At 40.2% G+C, this 18,418-nt stretch carries 16 protein-coding genes and 1 riboswitch; of the genes, 10 read left to right on the top strand and 6 right to left on the bottom strand.

The features are described from left to right. Positions 1–113: 113 nt before the first annotated feature. On the bottom strand, positions 114–359 hold the full coding sequence (locus tag ADHAQ_RS0115585) for a hypothetical protein (protein ID WP_026463725.1): 246 nt from the start codon (positions 357–359) through the stop codon (positions 114–116). A gap of 358 nt (positions 360–717) precedes the next feature. Between ADHAQ_RS0115585 and ADHAQ_RS0115580 the strand changes: the two genes are divergently transcribed. Beyond that, positions 718–1,248 (top strand): CopD family protein, encoded by a 531-nt coding sequence (locus tag ADHAQ_RS0115580; protein ID WP_026463724.1) that lies wholly within the window; start codon positions 718–720, stop codon positions 1,246–1,248. Between the two features lie 68 nt (positions 1,249–1,316). Here the strand turns inward: ADHAQ_RS0115580 and metG are convergent, their stop codons facing one another. From metG to msrB, 4 genes are all read right to left on the bottom strand, one after another. After that, a complete protein-coding gene (gene metG / locus ADHAQ_RS0115575; protein WP_026463723.1) occupies positions 1,317–3,353 on the bottom strand; it encodes a methionine--tRNA ligase in 2,037 nt (678 codons plus the stop codon). A 448-nt stretch (positions 3,354–3,801) separates the two neighbouring features. Further along, a complete protein-coding gene (locus ADHAQ_RS0115570) occupies positions 3,802–4,149 on the bottom strand; it encodes a hypothetical protein (protein ID WP_157433438.1) in 348 nt (115 codons plus the stop codon). Between the two features lie 46 nt (positions 4,150–4,195). Continuing rightward, on the bottom strand, positions 4,196–4,471 hold the full coding sequence (locus tag ADHAQ_RS0115565) for a hypothetical protein (protein WP_051359959.1): 276 nt from the start codon (positions 4,469–4,471) through the stop codon (positions 4,196–4,198). Between the two features lie 90 nt (positions 4,472–4,561). Further along, the gene (gene msrB / locus ADHAQ_RS25940; RefSeq protein ID WP_026463720.1) at positions 4,562–5,098 is read right to left on the bottom strand and encodes a peptide-methionine (R)-S-oxide reductase MsrB; all 537 of its coding nucleotides are present in this window, start codon (positions 5,096–5,098) and stop codon (positions 4,562–4,564) included. A 208-nt stretch (positions 5,099–5,306) separates the two neighbouring features. Here msrB and typA point away from each other — a divergent pair, with 208 nt between their 5' ends. The 8 genes from typA to moeB all read left to right on the top strand — a co-directional run bounded on the left by typA (position 5,307) and on the right by moeB (position 14,189). Beyond that, positions 5,307–7,121: a translational GTPase TypA gene (typA, locus tag ADHAQ_RS0115555; protein ID WP_026463719.1), complete on the top strand. Its 1,815-nt coding sequence runs from the start codon at positions 5,307–5,309 to the stop codon at positions 7,119–7,121. Positions 7,122–7,286: 165 nt separating this feature from the next. Then, a riboswitch (TPP riboswitch) is annotated at positions 7,287–7,376 on the top strand. An 86-nt stretch (positions 7,377–7,462) separates the two neighbouring features. Further along, positions 7,463–7,669, top strand: a complete 207-nt coding sequence (thiS, locus tag ADHAQ_RS0115550; RefSeq protein ID WP_026463718.1) for a sulfur carrier protein ThiS — start codon at positions 7,463–7,465, stop codon at positions 7,667–7,669. Between the two features lie 10 nt (positions 7,670–7,679). Then, entirely contained in the window at positions 7,680–9,551 is a 1,872-nt protein-coding gene (thiC, locus tag ADHAQ_RS0115545) for a phosphomethylpyrimidine synthase ThiC (protein ID WP_026463717.1), read from the top strand. A 183-nt stretch (positions 9,552–9,734) separates the two neighbouring features. Next, positions 9,735–10,490 carry a hydroxymethylpyrimidine/phosphomethylpyrimidine kinase gene (locus ADHAQ_RS0115540; protein WP_026463716.1) on the top strand — a complete coding sequence of 252 codons (756 nt, stop codon included), beginning with the start codon at positions 9,735–9,737 and terminating at the stop codon, positions 10,488–10,490. A 1-nt stretch (position 10,491) separates the two neighbouring features. Beyond that, on the top strand, positions 10,492–11,139 hold the full coding sequence (locus ADHAQ_RS0115535; RefSeq protein WP_051359957.1) for a thiamine phosphate synthase: 648 nt from the start codon (positions 10,492–10,494) through the stop codon (positions 11,137–11,139). A gap of 4 nt (positions 11,140–11,143) precedes the next feature. Continuing rightward, positions 11,144–11,923 (top strand): thiazole synthase, encoded by a 780-nt coding sequence (locus tag ADHAQ_RS0115530; RefSeq protein ID WP_034256859.1) that lies wholly within the window; start codon positions 11,144–11,146, stop codon positions 11,921–11,923. Position 11,924: 1 nt separating this feature from the next. After that, the gene (gene thiH, locus ADHAQ_RS0115525) at positions 11,925–13,067 is read left to right on the top strand and encodes a 2-iminoacetate synthase ThiH (protein ID WP_034256857.1); all 1,143 of its coding nucleotides are present in this window, start codon (positions 11,925–11,927) and stop codon (positions 13,065–13,067) included. A gap of 51 nt (positions 13,068–13,118) precedes the next feature. After that, positions 13,119–14,189: a molybdopterin-synthase adenylyltransferase MoeB gene (gene moeB / locus ADHAQ_RS0115520; protein WP_026463712.1), complete on the top strand. Its 1,071-nt coding sequence runs from the start codon at positions 13,119–13,121 to the stop codon at positions 14,187–14,189. A 13-nt stretch (positions 14,190–14,202) separates the two neighbouring features. Here the strand turns inward: moeB and ADHAQ_RS25935 are convergent, their stop codons facing one another. Further along, positions 14,203–14,829 carry a thiamine phosphate synthase gene (locus ADHAQ_RS25935; protein ID WP_051359956.1) on the bottom strand — a complete coding sequence of 209 codons (627 nt, stop codon included), beginning with the start codon at positions 14,827–14,829 and terminating at the stop codon, positions 14,203–14,205. A 354-nt stretch (positions 14,830–15,183) separates the two neighbouring features. Between ADHAQ_RS25935 and ADHAQ_RS0115510 the strand changes: the two genes are divergently transcribed. Continuing rightward, positions 15,184–18,309 (top strand): PAS domain-containing sensor histidine kinase, encoded by a 3,126-nt coding sequence (locus tag ADHAQ_RS0115510; protein WP_026463711.1) that lies wholly within the window; start codon positions 15,184–15,186, stop codon positions 18,307–18,309. Positions 18,310–18,418 lie beyond the last annotated feature (109 nt).

The following is an 18,418-nucleotide window of genomic DNA, read 5'->3' as shown; positions in this document are numbered from 1 at the left end:
CTCAGGCATCAGGTAACGTTCATCTCCTGATCTCTCTTAAACTGCGGATTATGTAAATTAAATCAACATTAGAAGTTATTAACTACAACTGGATAATTAACTTCTGATGCTATCTAATTGCTGGTTATACCGTCAAAGGGGAAATTTTCTCCAAAACCACTAATCTTCCTATCTATTTCTTCAATATAAATAGTAGTCAGGTAATTTTCCAGTTTATCCAGAAATTCCAAATAAACAGCTTTCTGTTCATACGACTTTTCTTTGTTCAAAAAATACCTGACCAATACCAATGCCTCCTCTGCTTCCTCACGTGTAAATAAGGCAATATCTTGATTTAATAATGTACTGCCTATATCCATAAAAATAAATAAAACTCAGGACTTTAGCTGAGCTAAGAAATAAACTTCATTAAAGTTAAAGGAATAAAATTGGTAACCAATAGATAAAACTGGCAGCCAATAAAAATACGCTTTTAAACCTAGGTGTTTTACGACTTTTCATACCTCTACATTTTACGAATAATCTTATGATTTAATTTTTACCTCCTAAACCTCATCTGGCTGCGGCATTATTAATAGCATTGAAAAGTAAAATAAACCTTCCAGTTAAATAGAGATAACCTAATCATCTTTCTCGTTAATATTAATATGAAGAACCAGTTTCTTTCCTCTTAAAAGAGTTATTACCTTTACCGGAATAGCGTTATTGTTTCAGCCGATGTCCTTTTTATACATAAAAGCCTTACATATTATTTTTGTAGTGACGTGGTTTGCCGGTTTGTTTTACATGCCCCGGCTCCTCATTTATTTTGCCGAGGCAAATGAAAAACCTGAGCCTGAAAAATCTATTCTGCAAAACCAGTTCAAACTGATGCAACGTCGGTTGTGGTATGGTATTACTTGGCCGTCCGCAGTTATAACCTTAGTATTAGGCCTTAGTACCTGGTATTTGTACGGCGGTTTTCCGGGTTGGCTCCACCTTAAATTATTGTTTGTATTGGGTTTATACGGTTATCATTTCTATTGCCACCGCCTCTTTAAACAACAACAAAACAATATCATTACCTGGAACTCAACAAAACTTAGAATCTGGAATGAGGTAGCAACCATATTTCTTTTTGCCATTGTATTTTTAGTTATTTTAAAAAATGGGTTGGGAATGGCTTATGGCTTAGCTGGTCTGGCTGTACTGATAGCTATTTTATTACTGGCAATCCGGATATATAAACAACTAAGAGAAAAACCGTAATGTAGGGTAGAAGAATAAAAAAGGGCTACTTTATATAAAGCAGCCCTTTTTTATATCAAAAGTAAAATCTAAGAAATACCACTGCCATTTTTTACAGCACTAGATGGCTGCACGAAAGCTAAACTACCATCGGCATTTTCAGCCATTAAAATCATACCCTGGCTTTCAATCCCTTTAATTTCACGCGGAGCTAAGTTTACCAGTACCGAAACCTGCTGACCAATAATCTGAGCCGGATCAAAGAACTCTGCAATCCCACTCACAATGGTTCGTTGGTCTAGGCCGGTATCAATTTTCAGCTTTAGAAGTTTTTTGGTTTTAGCAACTTTCTCTGCTTCCAGAATGGTACCAACCCGGATATCCATCCGCGAGAAGTCATCGAAGGTAATATTTTCTTTAGCTGGAGCTACTGTTGAATTGGCTAACTGATTGGCCTTTTTCGTATCCAAAAGCTTTTGCACTTGTGCTTGAACAGTTGCATCTTCTATCTTCTCGAAAAGTAAGGCCGCCTCGCCCAACTGATGATCGGCTACCAGGTAATCCTGCCCACCGGCAGCTGCCCAGGTATCTGGCTTAATTTTTAACATTTGAGCTAATCTTTTAGCCGTATCTGGTAAAAAAGGCTCCGCCACAATAGTTAAGCTAGCTGCAATCTGTAAAGCAATATTTAAAATGGTTTTTACCCGGTCCTCATCTGTTTTTATCAGCTTCCAGGGCTCCGTTTCGGCCAGGTATTTATTGCCTAACCGAGCCAGGTTCATTAACTCACTCAGCGCCTCCCGGAATCGGTATCTTTCAATCAAATCTCCAATTTTAGCCGGGAATGCCTTTAACTCATCCAGTACTACCAGGTCAGCAGGTTGCAGTTCGGTTTTAGCTGGCACTTTACCGCCATAATATTTATGGGTAAGTACCACAGCCCGGTTAATGAAATTCCCGAAAATTGCCAATAGCTCATTGTTGTTGCGGGCCTGAAAATCTTTCCAGGTAAAATCATTATCTTTTGTTTCGGGCGCATTGGCGGCTAAAACATACCGTAAAACATCGGCCTTGCCCGGGAAATCCTCTAAATACTCGTGCAACCAAACTGCCCAATTCCGGGAAGTAGAAATTTTATCGCCTTCCAGATTTAAAAATTCATTTGCAGGCACATTATCAGGTACTACATAATCGCCGTGCGCCTTCAGCATTACCGGGAAAATAATACAATGAAATACAATGTTATCTTTTCCAATAAAATGGACTAGTTTAGTTTCTTCGTCTTTCCAGTATTTCTCCCAATCCGGCGTCAGGTCTTTAGTCGCGGAGATATAACCAATAGGTGCATCAAACCAAACATATAATACTTTCCCTTTGGCTTCTTCTAATGGCACGGGTACACCCCAGTCCAAATCACGGGTAACAGCCCGGGGTTGTAGGCCCCCGTCAATCCAGGATTTACATTGTCCATAAACATTGGTTTTCCAGTCTTTATGGCCATCTATTATCCACTCCCGTAACCAACTTTCGTATTTATCAAGAGGCAAATACCAGTGTTTGGTTTCTTTTAAAACTGGCTTTTCGCCGCTTAGCATACTTTTCGGATTTATTAAATCCGTGGCATTTAAACTGGATCCGCAGCTTTCACACTGGTCGCCATAAGCGTTTTCGTTTCCGCAGCGTGGGCAGGTTCCAACTATATAACGATCGGCCAGAAACTGGTTGGCTTTTTCATCATAATACTGCTCTGTTGTTTTTTCTTCAAAAATGCCTTTCCCGTGTAAATTTGTAAAGAAACCAGCTGCTGTTTCGGCATGAATTTCAGAAGAAGTCCGGGAATAAATGTCGAAGGAAATATTAAACTCCTGAAATGAGTTTTTAATAATTTCGTGGTACTTATCTACTACTTGTTGCGGTGTAACGCCTTCTTTCTGAGCCCGAATAGTAATTGGAACTCCGTGTTCATCTGAACCACAGATAAATTTCACATCTTCCCCTTTAGAGCGCAGGTATCGCACATAAATATCGGCAGGAATGTATACCCCAGCCAAATGTCCTATGTGCACAGGTCCGTTGGCATAGGGTAATGCCGAAGTAACTGTATAGCGTTTATAATTTTTGCTCATATTTTATCTTTAATGGTGCAAATATAGAAAATTGCTAATTGTACCTAGCTTTTAAACTTACACCTCATTAAAAGTTTATAAAACATTAAGATTAGCTTAGCCAAAAAATTGCACTAACTAATAATAAACGAATTATTTACCAATTATCATTGGAGTACTTACCCAAAAAATTAAATACGTGTTAAGTTACAAGACGATACCCTTATTGAATGTTATGAATTTAGAAGGCAGGAAATGAAAAGATTATAATTAATCAAGTTGTTATCAGGGAATATCTCAGACAAAGCTCTTCTTTGGGTAACTTTTATTAGATAGAAGTAAGCTATAAATAAATAAATAATCATCAAAACTATCTGATTGCTAATTAGGCTTACTTGAGCCAAACAGATATTTAGTTTACTGCTAAAAAGCGGTTGCCAGGAATTAAAATAAAATAGGTAAGATAATTCTACCTAATAGAACGCCGTAAGGTATCTGTTGTTGGACGACCAATCTCTTCTGTGCGAACTTCTAGTGGACGATTACTGGATCGTTCCGACCCACGGTTTTCTATATTTTTTTGCCGGTTTATTTCACTGGCCTGGTCGTCTAAATTACGCGGAATGGAGGATGGAGCTGTACTGATGGTACCGTTATTATAAATGGCGCGGCGGTCCGCATCACTATTTATAGTGTTAGGGACTGCCGCATTAAACTCACTATTTTCTTTGGCGGAGGTACAGGCTCCCATCCACAAACCAACTCCAACTAGTAATCCAAGCCTGACCTGTTCCATCCAATTGCTAAGCCTTTTCATATTCCTCCCTACTCCTCCTTTTCATGAGCTCCCATTTATTATTGTCTTAAGCTTCTTTTCCCTGCTGTATGGCTCCGTAACCCACCTCCGTTAAGCGTAAACCCGTAACATCAGGAGTAGCATACGCTTCTTTACTTAAATGGTACTCAGCTTCTTTCAAAGAATCCTTATAGTGCTGGGGATGTTCGCTTTGCTTTTCCAGGAAAGGTAAAAGCTCATCGTACGATAAAACCTCATTTGCCTGGGTGCCAAAATGCCGAAAAGCGTCCAGAATTAATTGGGCAGTATGCTGTATATTATTGCTGCTTGATACTAAATCCATAACTTTCAAATAAGTTGTTTAGACTGAAAATACGGACGGTACCCTACAAAAGATATATAAATTATATACCGTACCTTTTAGCTCCAGCGGCTATTTCTTCACAAAATTTAGCGAAGCAGAATTTAAACAATAGCGAAGGCCGGTTGGCCGGGGTCCATCATCAAAAACGTGTCCTAAATGCGAGCCACATCTACCACAAACCACTTCAGTCCGGACCATGCCGTGGCTTACATCCTGCAGCTCCTTTACATTTTTATTGCTGATAGGTTTGTAAAAACTTGGCCAGCCGGTACCAGATTCGAATTTAGTTTCTGAACTAAACAATTCCTGGTTACACCCAATGCAATGGTAAACTCCTTTAGCATGATTATTGGCGTATTTATTAGTAAAGGGACGTTCCGTTCCTTTCTTTCGGGTTACATTATATTGCTCTTCAGTTAGTTGTTTTCGCCACTCAGCATCTGTTTTTACTACCGCATAACTGTCATCTCCATTATTCAAATTATTTACCTGCTGGCCAGATAATGGACTATCGCCACTAGCAGCAGTAGATTCCTGTTTCTTTTGCTGCGCACAGGCAGTTAGCGCAACTAAGCAAACTAATATATAGGAAAGGTAATTCTTCATGTTATTTAATTGATAAGCTGAAAACACTCTAATTCATTACACATACGCATTAGCTTACTAACTCAGATTGCCGGCTCAGCTAATTTTACAACTCACCGGAAACTTTTTTATGTCAAATTACCTTTATATTAACTATAGCCCAAAGAGTTAACCGAATGTTCTTATTCTGGTTAACATTTTGTACCTTTGCGGCTGAAATTAAAAACTAATGAGTCAGAATATCAGAAACATTGCGATTATCGCGCACGTTGACCACGGTAAAACTACGCTGGTTGATAAAATTATTCACGCTTCCAAACTTTTTGCCGAACACCAACACTTCGACGATTTAATCCTGGATAACAACGATCTGGAACGCGAACGCGGTATTACCATCGTTTCCAAAAACGTATCTGTTCGTTACAAAGGTGTAAAAATAAATGTAATTGATACTCCTGGTCACGCCGACTTTGGCGGTGAAGTAGAGCGGGTATTAAAAATGGCTGACGGTGTATTATTGTTGGTAGATGCCTTTGAAGGGGCTATGCCACAAACCCGTTTCGTTTTAGGCAAAGCTATCTCCTTAGGTTTAAAACCAATTGTGGTTGTAAACAAAGTAGATAAAGAAAACTGCCGCCCTGATGAGGTACACGAACAGGTTTTTGACCTGATGTTCAACTTAGGTGCTACTGAAGACCAATTAGACTTTGTTACCCTTTACGGTTCCAGCAAACAAGGCTGGATGAGCACCGACTGGAAACAAAAAACTGAAGATATTACGCCTCTATTAGATGCTATCATTGATGTAATTCCGGCGGCTCCTACCTTAGATGGTACGCCCCAGATGCAGATTACGTCTTTAGATTATTCTGCTTTTGTTGGCCGTATTGCTATTGGCCGTGTTCATCGGGGAACCTTAACTGAAGGCGAAGCCATGAGCTTAATGAAACGTGATGGCACCGTTAAAAAAGTACGGATTAAAGAATTACACGTATTTGAAGGTTTAGGTAAAGTTAAAGTTACTAGTGTAAGCTCTGGTGAAATTTGTGCGATAACTGGTATCGAAGGTTTTGATATTGGTGATACCATAGCGGATGCTGAAATGCCAGAGGCATTGGCGCGTATCTCTATTGATGAGCCTACCATGAACATGATGTTTACAATTAACAACTCACCTTTCTATGGTCGGGAAGGTAAATTTGTAACATCACGTCACTTACGCGAGCGCTTATACAAAGAAACTGAAAAAAACCTGGCTCTACGGGTAGAAGAAACTGATAAAGAAGATACTTTCCTTGTTTATGGACGGGGTATTCTACACTTATCAGTATTAATAGAAACCATGCGTCGCGAGGGTTACGAATTACAGGTAGGCCAGCCGCAGGTTATTTTTAAAGAAATTGATGGTGTTAAATGCGAGCCAATTGAGCATTTAGTAGTAGATGTGCCAGAAGAAAGTGCCGGTAAAGTTATTGAATTAGTAACGGCCCGTAAAGGTGAATTAACCATTATGGAACCAAAAGGCGATTTACAACACATCGAATTCAACATTCCGGCTCGGGGCTTAATTGGTTTACGTAATAACGTATTAACAGCTACAGCTGGTGAAGCAATTATGAACCACCGGTTTATGAGCTATGAACCACATAAAGGTCCTATCCCTGGCCGGATCAATGGTTCTTTAATCTCATTGGAAACAGGTCCTGGTACAGCATATTCTATTGATAAATTACAGGATCGGGGCGAATTCTTCGTGGATCCGGGAGAAGAAGTGTATGCCGGTATGGTAATTGGTGAGCATAGCCGCGGTAATGACATTACTGTAAATATTCAAAAAGGCAAGCAGTTAACCAACATGCGGGCATCTGGTTCTGATAACAACGTAAAGATTGTTCCAAAGCGTCAGTTTTCACTGGAAGAAGCAATGGAATATATCCAGAAAGATGAGTTACTGGAAATCACGCCAAAAAGCATCCGGATGCGTAAAATCTATTTAGAAGAAAACGACCGGAAACGTTACGAAAAACGCGAGGAGACTGTATAACCCAATTATAACATATTCCCTTATAAACAAAAAAAGGTGCCCCTATAGGGGCACCTTTTTTTGTTTATAATAGGTAACTTACTGTATCTTTTTATATTAGCTAGTCTTCTAAATAAAATATTTTTAAATCAATTTGTTTATCTAGTTATAAATTAATTACATTTGGTTCGACTTTAGGGGTGCTGAAAGGCTGAGATAATACCCTTGGAACCTGAACAGGATAATGCCTGCGAAGGGAAAAGTGAGCTAACTTTATTATTTGTCCGGTATTTTCGGCCGGCGTCCAGCCATTTCCTCCTCCTAAAGCTTTACCTATTTTTTTATGATTAAGGTATTGCGTTATGCTTATTATTGTTAATAATCAATCGGTAGATTTAACTGCTGATACCCCTACGTTAGGCAATTTGCTGCAGCAACTCCAATTTGGAGACAAAAAAGGCTTTGCTATTGCCATTCAGGATCAGATTGTGCCCAAAAGCACCTGGCCAACCTATACCCTTCAGGAAAACGATAAAGTAACCATAATTCAGGCCACCCAAGGTGGTTAATGTTAAGCTTATGAAAGAGGAAAAAACACCCAATCAGCAAGTTATTACCCGCGCGCCGTTGCCTAACTCCCGTAAAATTTATGTACCGGGAAAACTGCACAACATCCAGGTAGCCATGCGTGAAATCACCTTGAGTGATACTGTAAGTAAAGTTATTGGTGGTGAAAAACGGGAATTAAATGCGCCTGTTACCGTATATGATACCAGCGGACCCTACACCGATCCGAATTTTGAAATTGACCTGAGGAAGGGGTTGCCGCGTTTGCGTGAAGCCTGGGTTACGAATCGTGGCGATGTAGAACAATTATCGGATTTAACCTCGGAGTACGGACAGATGCGGGCCGCTGATACCAAGCTAGATAGCCTGCGCTTTGAACATATCCGGCCACCTTACCGGGCCAAAACCGGCCAGAATGTAACGCAGTTACATTACGCCCGCAAAGGCATCATCACCGCTGAAATGGAATATATTGCCATTCGGGAAAATCAGCGCATCGATGAGATGCAGCAGGACCCAACCATGTGGCAGCAACACGCCGGCAACAGTTTCGGCGCTAACACGCCTAAAAATCACATTACGCCGGAATTTGTGCGGCAGGAAATAGCTGCCGGTAGAGCCATTATTCCGGCTAATATCAACCATCCGGAAAGTGAACCCATGATTATTGGCCGTAACTTCCTGGTAAAAATCAATACCAATATTGGTAATTCGGCGGTTTCTTCCAGTATTGAAGAAGAAGTAGAAAAGGCTGTATGGAGTTGCCGTTGGGGTGGAGACACCCTGATGGATTTATCTACTGGTAAAAACATTCACGAAACCCGCGAGTGGATTATCCGCAACTGTCCTGTTCCGGTAGGAACGGTACCTATTTACCAGGCGCTGGAAAAAGTAAACGGAAAAGCTGAGGACCTTACCTGGGAATTATTCCGTGATACCTTAATAGAGCAAGCCGAGCAAGGCGTTGATTATTTCACCATTCACGCCGGTGTTTTATTACGTTACATTCCGCTTACCGCTAAACGGGTTACCGGTATTGTTTCGCGCGGGGGTAGCATCATGGCCAAATGGTGTTTAGCCCACCACAAAGAAAACTTCCTGTACACCCACTTCGAAGAAATCTGCGAAATCATGAAAGCCTACGATGTATCGTTCTCTTTGGGCGATGGTTTACGTCCGGGTTCTATTGCCGATGCCAACGATGTTGCTCAGTTTGGTGAACTGGAAACCCTAGGTGAGCTAACTAAAATAGCCTGGAAACACGATGTACAGGTGATGATTGAAGGCCCGGGTCACGTACCAATGCACCTGATCAAAGAAAATATGGAAAAGCAATTGGAGCATTGCGACGAAGCACCTTTCTATACTTTAGGCCCCCTAACTACCGATATTGCTCCGGGTTACGACCACATAACATCAGCCATTGGTGCCGCTATGATTGGCTGGTACGGAACAGCGATGCTGTGTTACGTTACCCCAAAAGAGCACTTGGGCTTACCCAACAAGAAAGACGTAAAGGATGGCGTAATCACTTATAAAATTGCTGCCCACGCTGCCGATTTAGCTAAAGGCCATCCGGGTGCCCAGCATCGTGATAATGCTTTAAGCAAAGCCCGATTCGAATTCCGCTGGGAAGATCAGTTTAACCTGGCTCTGGATCCGGATACCGCGCGTGAATTCCACGACGAAACCTTACCGGCCGAAGGCGCTAAAATTGCCCACTTCTGCTCCATGTGCGGTCCACATTTCTGCTCCATGAAAATAACCCAGGATGTACGCGAATACGCTGAAAAACTAGGTATGGAAGAAGATGCAGCCCTGGAAAAAGGCATGGTAGAAAAAGCTAATGAATTTAAAGAAAAAGGCAGCGAGGTTTATTTGTAGAAATTGAGTGGTGATGTCTGAATAGTAAGTTACTCCTCTCTTTACAATAAGTTTAAATTCAACAGGTCATTTCGAGCCTGTCGAGAAATCTAATTCATACCGCTATAACAAATAGACTTTACGGTAAGATTTAGATGTTTCGGCAAGCTCAACATGACGGTATTTTTACCAATAAAAATTAACATGGCTAAACCCAGACCATATGTGTTAAGCATCGCTGGCTCCGACCCCAGCGCCGGAGCCGGTGTGTTTGCCGACCTGAAAACCTTTGAAGCACATAAGGTATATGGGTTAGGAGTGGTTTCAGCCATTACTTACCAGAACGACGACACATTTACGGGAGTAGATTGGGTACCAGTGGAAAGTATAATCCGGCAAGTCGAATTAATACTAATGAAGTTTCCGGTGAAAGTGGTAAAAATAGGTTTGATCCAAAGTTTACCCACTCTAAAAACTTTACTGGATTATTTACTCCAGGTAAACCCGGAAATGAAAATAATCTGGGACCCGATTCTGAAAGCCAGTGCCGGTTTTACTTTTCACGCGGAGGTAAACCAGTTAACCTTACAGAATATTTTAACCAAACTGTACCTGCTTACACCTAATGCCGAGGAAGCCCGGAAATTAGCATTAGCAAATAGTACAGAAGAAAGTGCGGAACATTTAAGCCAATATTGCCCTGTACTTTTAAAGGGTGGCCATAGGGAAGATAAATTGGGATGGGATATGCTGCACCTGGCAACTGGTGAAAAATATTCTTATCGGCCAAAGGTGCAAAATGCAACGCCAAAACATGGTTCCGGCTGTGTTTTGTCAGCGGCTGTAGTAAGTAATTTAGCGCTGGACTATAAACTTTCCCGGGCATGCCTTCGGGCAAAGGCTTATACAGCCCGTTTTTTAAGCAGTAATTCAACCTTATTGGGTTACCACAAAATTTAATATGATTTCGAAACTACATTATATTACCCAGGATATTCCCGGCTTTAGCCATGCCCAACTAGCCGAAGCCGCTTGCGCAGGCGGGGTAAACTGGGTGCAGCTACGCCTGAAAAATAAACCAGCAGCTGATTGGAAAAAGGAAGCTTTCGCGATCCAAGTTATTTGCCGCCAATACAATGCGAAATTAATTATAAATGATAATGTAGCCCTGGCCCAGGAAATTGGAGCGGATGGGGTGCATCTGGGAAAACAGGACATGTCCACAACCCAGGCACGGGAAATATTAGGTCCGGATTTTATTATTGGCGGAACAGCTAACACATTTGAAGATATTCAGATGCACGTAGCCGCTGGGGTTAATTATATTGGGTTAGGCCCATTCCGATTCACCGCTACGAAAGAAAATCTAAGTTCAATATTGGGATTGGAAGGCTACGCCTCTATTTTAAAGCAATGTCAAAAAGCTAATATAACGATTCCTATTATTGCCATTGGCGGACTGATTCTTGCGGATATTCGGGCTCTTTTGGGAACCGGAGTGTATGGCATAGCAGTATCATCCGCGATTGCTAAAAACGAAAATATTTCAGCGGCAGCTAAGGCTTTTATAAAAGCTCTGGCTCCTGCCCCATTACCTTTAGAAAGCTAAAATTATGTTGGAAACATCTGCTTTAACCCTAGCTGGCAAAACGTTTACCTCGCGTTTATTCACCGGCACCGGTAAATTTAACTCCGCCGGTCTTATGGAAGATGCGCTATTGGCATCCGGTTCCGAATTAGTAACGGTAGCGTTAAAACGGGTTGATTTAGGAGGACAACAAGATGATATTCTAAGCCACCTGAACCATCCGCAATTTAATTTATTGCCAAATACTTCCGGTGTAAGGACGGCCAAAGAAGCCATTTTTGCCGCCCAATTAGCCCGCGAAGCATTGGAAACCAATTGGCTTAAACTGGAAATCCATCCCGATCCCAAATATTTATTACCAGACCCAATAGAAACCTTAAAAGCCGCCGAAGAACTGGTGAAATTAGGTTTTATTGTGTTGCCTTACATACACGCCGATCCGGTTTTGTGCAAGCACCTGGAGGAAGTTGGTACTGCTGCCGTGATGCCTTTGGGGGCACCTATAGGCTCCAATAAAGGCTTACGTACCCGCGATTTTCTGGAAATTATTATTGAGCAAAGCAAAGTACCTGTGGTAGTTGATGCCGGTATTGGGTCACCTTCGCACGCCGCCGAAGCGATGGAAATGGGGGCCGATGCCGTACTGGTAAATACAGCTATTGCCGTGTCCGAAAATCCTGTACAAATGGCGCAAGCCTTTAAGTTAGCCGTAGAAGCCGGCCGGATGGCTTTTGAAGCCAAACTGGCCCCCGCAAAAAACTTTGCCGAAGCCAGTAGTCCTTTAACTGCCTTTTTAGAAGATTAATATGTTTGGGGAAGTATTTAATCAGCATAATTGGGAGGCGGTAAAAAGCAGCATCTACGGAAAAACTGCTGTGGATGTAGAACGGGCTCTGGCTAAAGAAAAACGAAATTTAGAAGATTTTAAAGCCTTGATTTCGCCGGCGGCTATGCCGTATTTAGAGCAAATGGCTCGTTTAAGCCAGGCAGCAACTTTGAAGCGTTTTGGCAAAACTATTCAGATGTACGTGCCGCTTTACCTCTCCAACGAATGTCAGAATATCTGTACTTATTGCGCTTTTAGCCTCGATAATAAAATTCGCCGTCGTACCCTAACCGATGACGAAATACTAAAAGAGGTAGCGGTATTGAAAGAAATGGGCTACGATCACGTGTTACTGGTAACCGGCGAAGCCAATCATACGGTTGGGGTTCCTTATCTGAAAAATGCCATTGAATTACTGCGTCCGTACTTTTCACATATTGCCATGGAAGTTCAGCCCCTGGACCAGGACGAATACGAAACCTTGATTGCTGCTGGATTAAATACGGTATTGGTGTACCAGGAAACGTACCACGAAGGCAATTACAAAATCCATCATCCGAAAGGCAATAAGTCTAATTTCAATTACCGACTGGCCACCCCGGATAGATTGGGGAGAGCAGGCGTTCATAAAATGGGCTTAGGCGTTTTAATTGGCCTGGAAGACTGGCGGTCCGACTGCTTCTACACCGCTCTGCACCTGAATTACCTGGAGAAAACCTATTGGCAAACCAAATACAGCATTTCTTTCCCCCGGCTGCGCCCGATTGAAGTAGGCACCAATGAGAATACCTCCCATAAGAGCTTCGATACTTATATGAGTGACAAAGAACTGGTACAGTTAATTTGTGCATACCGGTTGTTTAACGAAGAAGTAGAGCTTTCTATGTCTACGCGCGAAAGTGAGAAATTCCGTAACAACGTTATAAAATTAGGAATTACCAGCATCAGCGCCGGTTCCAAAACCAACCCGGGCGGCTATGTAGTAGAGCCGCAATCGCTGGAGCAATTTGAAATTTCCGACGAACGTAGTCCGCAGGAAATTGCCCGGATGATTCGCCTGCAAGGTTACGAACCAGTTTGGAAAGACTGGGACCATGCGCTGGAATTTAGTAATAAGTCATAAGCTTAGGTATTCTTTATTCTCATCAACTTGACCTAAAACAATTTTCAAAAAATGAGCCAGCAGGTAACCTTAACACCTTCCGAACAAACCCGCTATTCCCGGCATATTTTATTACCGGAAATTGGAGAGGCCGGTGTTCAGAAGCTAAAAGCTGCTAAAGTATTAGTTATTGGAGCTGGTGGTTTAGGATGCCCGGTATTGCAATATTTAACGGCAGCTGGCGTAGGCACCATTGGTATTGTTGATTTTGATAAAGTAGAAGAAAGTAACCTGCAGCGCCAAATACTTTTCGCCATGGCTGATATTGGCTACCTTAAAGCCGACGTTGCCCGGGAAAAACTTAAACAGCAAAATCCATTTATAAAAATCATTAGTTATCCGGTTCGACTAACAAGCGATAACGCTTTAGCTATTCTTACTGATTTTGATTTGGTTATTGATGGTTCGGATAATTTTAGCACTCGTTATCTGGTAAACGACGCCTGTGTTATTTCAAATAAACCCCTGATCTTTGGTTCTATATTTAAATTTGAAGGTCAGGTAAGTGTTTTCAATTATAAGAATGGGCCCACCTACCGCTGCTTGTATCCCGAACCGAGCGAGTTAGCTTCCTGCTCCGAAGTAGGCGTATTAGGCGTTTTACCAGGGCTAATTGGTATGTATATGGCTAATGAGGTCATTAAAGTCATTTTAGATTTAGGAGAAATTCTGTCTGGGAAGCTACTGGTGCTTAATGCGCTATCGCTAACCCACCATATTTTCTCTTTTACCGCTAACCCCAGCAATAAGCAAATAAATAGTTTGCCAGAAACAGACGAATATTGCTTGGCCCCAATTCCTGAAATTACTTACTCCGAATTTCAGGAAAGATTAATAGAAGGAGAAGAATTTACCATTCTGGATGTACGTGAAACACATGAACATGCCAGACAAAATATTGGAGGAATATTAATTCCGTTGGGTCAATTAGAAAAAAGTCTGCAAAAGATCCCCCAAACCTTACCTATTTTGGTTCATTGCCAAAGCGGCGCCAGAAGCCAAAAAGCGGCCCAGATATTAATTACTAATGGGATATCCAATGTACTAAACTTAAAAGGCGGATTAGGGGCAATTAAAGAATAAAATTGAAGGTAAATTATTGTAGCTTGTTTTTTATTGCCAGAAAAGCCTTCACCGGATCTTCCGATTGCCATAGTGCTCCCATTAAAGCTGCTCCATCAAAACCTGATTTCTTTACTTCATTTATATTCTCTACTTTAACTCCTCCCAACCCAATAACAAGAGGTAAATTTTTCTGCCTCTGACGTATTTTTTTTAATTCTTCTTTTACCTCGTCTAAACGCTGCTTTGGTAAATACCCAGGCTTACTTATACTCTCAAATAGCGGACTATAATAAACGTAATTAAAATAATCCGGCAAGTTATCAATATCGGGTAAGGAATGTATAGAGGTAGAGTATTTCCTTCCGGACAAGTTAGGGGTAAGCATATTTGCTTTTCTTTCCGCCTCCTTCAGGTGTCTTACAAAATCACCTTCAACTTTAAAGCTTGTAACCGAAAAAGGTAAAATTACCCTCGAATGAAATATAGGCTGAACCTTTTTTAAAATCTCTTCCGCAGAAACCTCAGTAAATAGGATTCCTCGTACATAAAATAAATCTAACCCCTTAAGAAATAAATTATTTATTACGGCACCATCAAATTCATTTATTGAATTGATGTCTTTGATGGCTGCTATAACGAATTTTGAATTGTCGTACATTTTAAATCCTGGTAAAAAGCAGCAATTCTTTCTATTATCTGCTTTACATTTCAGAAATACCAGGTCAAATTAATAAAACCAAAAGCTTTAACACCAGGAATATTTTAATATTTAAAGCTAGTAAATTATTCCTACCTAAATCTGTCAATAGAAAAAGTTCTTTTTTCAGCTAGCAGGAACAACAAAATAATAATTTTTGTATTATTACTTGCCATCGTTTAGGCAGAAAAACTTAAATTCATATGCTTAAACCAAAACAACTTTACAATAAAGGTTCTAATGAGATATACTAGCCGGTGGTGATTGATATCTCAATGTTGTTTTATTTAAGTATTAAAAAAATTTCTACTAATAGTGGATATAGAAAGCTCAGAAAATCTTCTTAAAAAGTTATATAATCATTCGCCTGATCTAATTTGTGCCTTTGGAAGTAGCGGAGATATTATTCAGGTTAACGATGCAAGTTTAGGAATTCTGGGTTACAAACCAGAAGAATTAATTGGGCGTAATTTTTTAGAATATGTCCATCCTGAGGAGAGGCTAAAAACAAATATTATTTCACAGCAAGTACTGGAAGGCCTGACAACAACCTGTTTCGAAAATAATTGGGTCCATAAAAACGGTACACCCGTTCCGCTAATTTGGTCAGCTACCTGGTCTGAAGAAGATACACTTTGCTTTTGTATTGGTCGCAAAGCATCTGAAATCAACCAATTAAAGAAAGATATTCAGCAAAGAGATGCTTTTTTTCAGGCTCTATTAGAAAAAGGCTCCGATATTTTTTCTGTACTGGATGCGGAAGGTAATTTTATATTTCCGGCTTACCAATTTAGTGATCCCAACTTCTGGCAAGCCTCGCTTAAAGTATTAGGTTACGAGCCAGAATCATTAATCAACCGCAATGCTTTTGAGTTTATTCATCCGGATGATCTAGAACATGTACAAGCTTCTTTTGAAAAACTGGTAACCCAACATTATAGTGAAAATATTGAATATAGGGTAAGGGCCGCTAATGGCGAATGGAAATGGCTGGAAACTCTTGGAAGCAATCACCTCCAAAACCCCAATATCAAAGCTATTATTTTAAGCTCCAGAGATATTACCGAACGGAAGCATTATCAGCTGCAGCTGCAAGAAAGTGAAGAAAGTCTAAAATTTTTGTTCGATAATAATCCTGATATTATTTTCTATGAAACAACGGAAGGTTTAGTCACTAATGCCAATCAGGCTTTTCTGGCCTTAACTCAAAAAGAAAAGCCGGATGTAATAAATCAACCTTTGTCTTGTCTTTTACCAAAAGAAACCATAGAATTATGTAATAAACATCTGGAAGAAGTTTTACCAGGTAAACCGGCCCGTTTTAATTTAGAAGTAAAAATGCCCGAAGGTAACTCCTTGGTTTTTGACACAAACAAATTACCTGTAGTAATTGACCAAAAGGTTACCGGTGTTTATACCATTGCAAAAAATATTACCCCCATTGTTAGTTCTTTTAAAACCATTCAAGAACAGGCCAATAAGCTTAACTCCATTTTAAACAGCATAAAAGATGCTTTTTATACCCTGGATAAGGATTGGAGATTTGACTTTGTAAACAATGAATTTGAGGGCCTAACAGGTGTTACAAGACACCAAGTAGTTGGCAAAAATATTTGGGAAGAATTCCCGAATTTAAAGGAAACCATTTATTACCACCGCTTTCACCAGGCTGTAAATACAGGCCAGGTAGACTATTTTGAAACCTTTGATGAAATATTAGGAAAGTGGATAGAACTTAAAATTTATCCTTCCCAAGAAGGATTATCGGTTTACTTCAGTGACATTACGCGGCAAAAACAACTGGAGGCGATAGATGATCTGGAAAAGGAAGTATTAGAAATAAATACCATACCCGATAGCTCCCTGGAAGCAACTGTTGCTCATTACCTGAAAGGACTGGAACGTATTATTCCGGGAATGCTTTGCTCCGTTCTCCGGCTTGAAAACAACAAATTATATAACCTTGCCTCCCCCAATTTACCAAGTGCCTATCTTAAAGCAATCCATGGCTTACCTGTGGGACCTCAACAAGGCTCTTGTGGCACTGCTGCTTATTTTTTAGAAAAGGTTATTGTTAAGAATATTGCTACAAATCCTAATTGGGAAAACTTTAAACAAATTGCTTTAAGTAATAATTTACGTGCCTGTTGGTCTATTCCTATAATCAGTGCTAACCGACAGGTATTAGGAACCTTTGCTTTTTATTACTCCAAAGCCAAAGAACCCACTCCAGAAGAAGAAAATTTAATAGATAAAGCTTATAACTTTTTACAGCCCATTTTAGAAGGTAAACTTTTTGAAAAAGCTTTAAAAGAAAGCAATGAACGGTTTAATTTGGCAACAGCTGCTACGAATGATGCTATTTGGGATTGGGACTTGCAAACAGATACTATCTTTTGGGGGATTGGCTTTGAGAAATTATTTGGTTATAACACCAAGAAATTAGGAACATCCTCGGATACCTGGATAGAAAACATTCATCCCGAAGACAGAGATCGGGTCATAAAGTCTACTCTGAATGCTATTTCAGACCCTACGCAGTATCATTGGAAAGACGAATACCAATATTTCCATGTTACCCAATCCAGTTATGTTCATGTCATAAATAAAGGCCAGATTTTACGCAATAAAGAAGGAAAAGCTATCAGAATGACTGGCGCCGTACATGATATTACTGCGCAAAAGAAATTTGAGTCAGAAAGAGAAACTTTAATAAAAGAATTACAGGCACACAACAGCTCTTTACAACAATTTGCCCATATTGTTTCCCATAACCTAAGAGCACCGGTTGCCAATATTTTGGGCTTAAGCGACCTATTACAACATGCCGGCGAAGATCAGGGCCTAAAACGAATGGCTTTGGAAAACATGGTTTCATCTGCCGGTAGCCTGGATACGGTTATCAAAGATCTTAATACAATATTAACCACCAGGGGAAACTTAGGTGCTGTAAAAGAAAAGATACAATTTGAGGAAATATTTAATGATGTAACCTGCTCGCTAACTAACCAACTTTTACAGGAAAAGGCAACCTTAGAAGTTAATTTTAAGGAAGCTCCATCTATATACTCCGTAAAAGGTTATTTACATAGCATTCTGTTAAACCTGCTAAGTAATGCTGTAAAATATAAATTACCTGATCGCCCCTTAAACATATTCATCTCTACCAGTAAGGTTGATGGAAACATTGTGCTCTATATAAAAGACAATGGCTTGGGAATGAATCTGGAAAAAAACAAAAATTATATTTTCGGTTTATATAAAAGATTGCATAAACACATTGATGGGAAAGGATTAGGGTTGTTTTTAGTAAAAACCCAATTAGATGCATTAGGTGGTAGCATAAAAGTAGAAAGTAAATTAAATGAAGGCAGCGCTTTTTATGTCTGTTTTCCAGACACGGAAATTAAAGGGTTAAATCCAAAGCATGAAATCCTATAAACCTAATCCTCTTTAAGTTTATAATTATCCCAAATAAAAAAGAACCAACTTTTCAGGCTGGTTCTTTTTTATTTGCTTTCGCTCAAAGATTTGGTAATTATTCTGTTGC

Origin of the sequence: Adhaeribacter aquaticus DSM 16391 (assembly GCF_000473365.1) — a bacterium.
GTDB classification, from domain to species: domain Bacteria; phylum Bacteroidota; class Bacteroidia; order Cytophagales; family Hymenobacteraceae; genus Adhaeribacter; species Adhaeribacter aquaticus.
Note: the sequence above shows the minus strand (reverse complement) of the source record. Positions and strands in the feature narration are given on the sequence as shown.

Excerpts from the sequence above, each read along its gene's own strand:
- ADHAQ_RS0115585 (WP_026463725.1), bottom strand. The coding sequence starts at position 359 with ATGGATATAGGCAGTACATTATTAAATCAAGATATTGCCTTATTTACA.
- ADHAQ_RS0115580 (WP_026463724.1), top strand. The coding sequence starts at position 718 with ATGTCCTTTTTATACATAAAAGCCTTACATATTATTTTTGTAGTGACG.
- metG (WP_026463723.1), bottom strand. The coding sequence starts at position 3,353 with ATGAGCAAAAATTATAAACGCTATACAGTTACTTCGGCATTACCCTAT.
- ADHAQ_RS0115570 (WP_157433438.1), bottom strand. The coding sequence starts at position 4,149 with ATGAAAAGGCTTAGCAATTGGATGGAACAGGTCAGGCTTGGATTACTA.
- ADHAQ_RS0115565 (WP_051359959.1), bottom strand. The coding sequence starts at position 4,471 with ATGGATTTAGTATCAAGCAGCAATAATATACAGCATACTGCCCAATTA.
- msrB (WP_026463720.1), bottom strand. The coding sequence starts at position 5,098 with ATGAAGAATTACCTTTCCTATATATTAGTTTGCTTAGTTGCGCTAACT.
- typA (WP_026463719.1), top strand. The coding sequence starts at position 5,307 with ATGAGTCAGAATATCAGAAACATTGCGATTATCGCGCACGTTGACCAC.
- thiS (WP_026463718.1), top strand. The coding sequence starts at position 7,463 with ATGCTTATTATTGTTAATAATCAATCGGTAGATTTAACTGCTGATACC.
- thiC (WP_026463717.1), top strand. The coding sequence starts at position 7,680 with ATGAAAGAGGAAAAAACACCCAATCAGCAAGTTATTACCCGCGCGCCG.
- ADHAQ_RS0115540 (WP_026463716.1), top strand. The coding sequence starts at position 9,735 with ATGGCTAAACCCAGACCATATGTGTTAAGCATCGCTGGCTCCGACCCC.
- ADHAQ_RS0115535 (WP_051359957.1), top strand. The coding sequence starts at position 10,492 with ATGATTTCGAAACTACATTATATTACCCAGGATATTCCCGGCTTTAGC.
- ADHAQ_RS0115530 (WP_034256859.1), top strand. The coding sequence starts at position 11,144 with ATGTTGGAAACATCTGCTTTAACCCTAGCTGGCAAAACGTTTACCTCG.
- thiH (WP_034256857.1), top strand. The coding sequence starts at position 11,925 with ATGTTTGGGGAAGTATTTAATCAGCATAATTGGGAGGCGGTAAAAAGC.
- moeB (WP_026463712.1), top strand. The coding sequence starts at position 13,119 with ATGAGCCAGCAGGTAACCTTAACACCTTCCGAACAAACCCGCTATTCC.
- ADHAQ_RS25935 (WP_051359956.1), bottom strand. The coding sequence starts at position 14,829 with ATGTACGACAATTCAAAATTCGTTATAGCAGCCATCAAAGACATCAAT.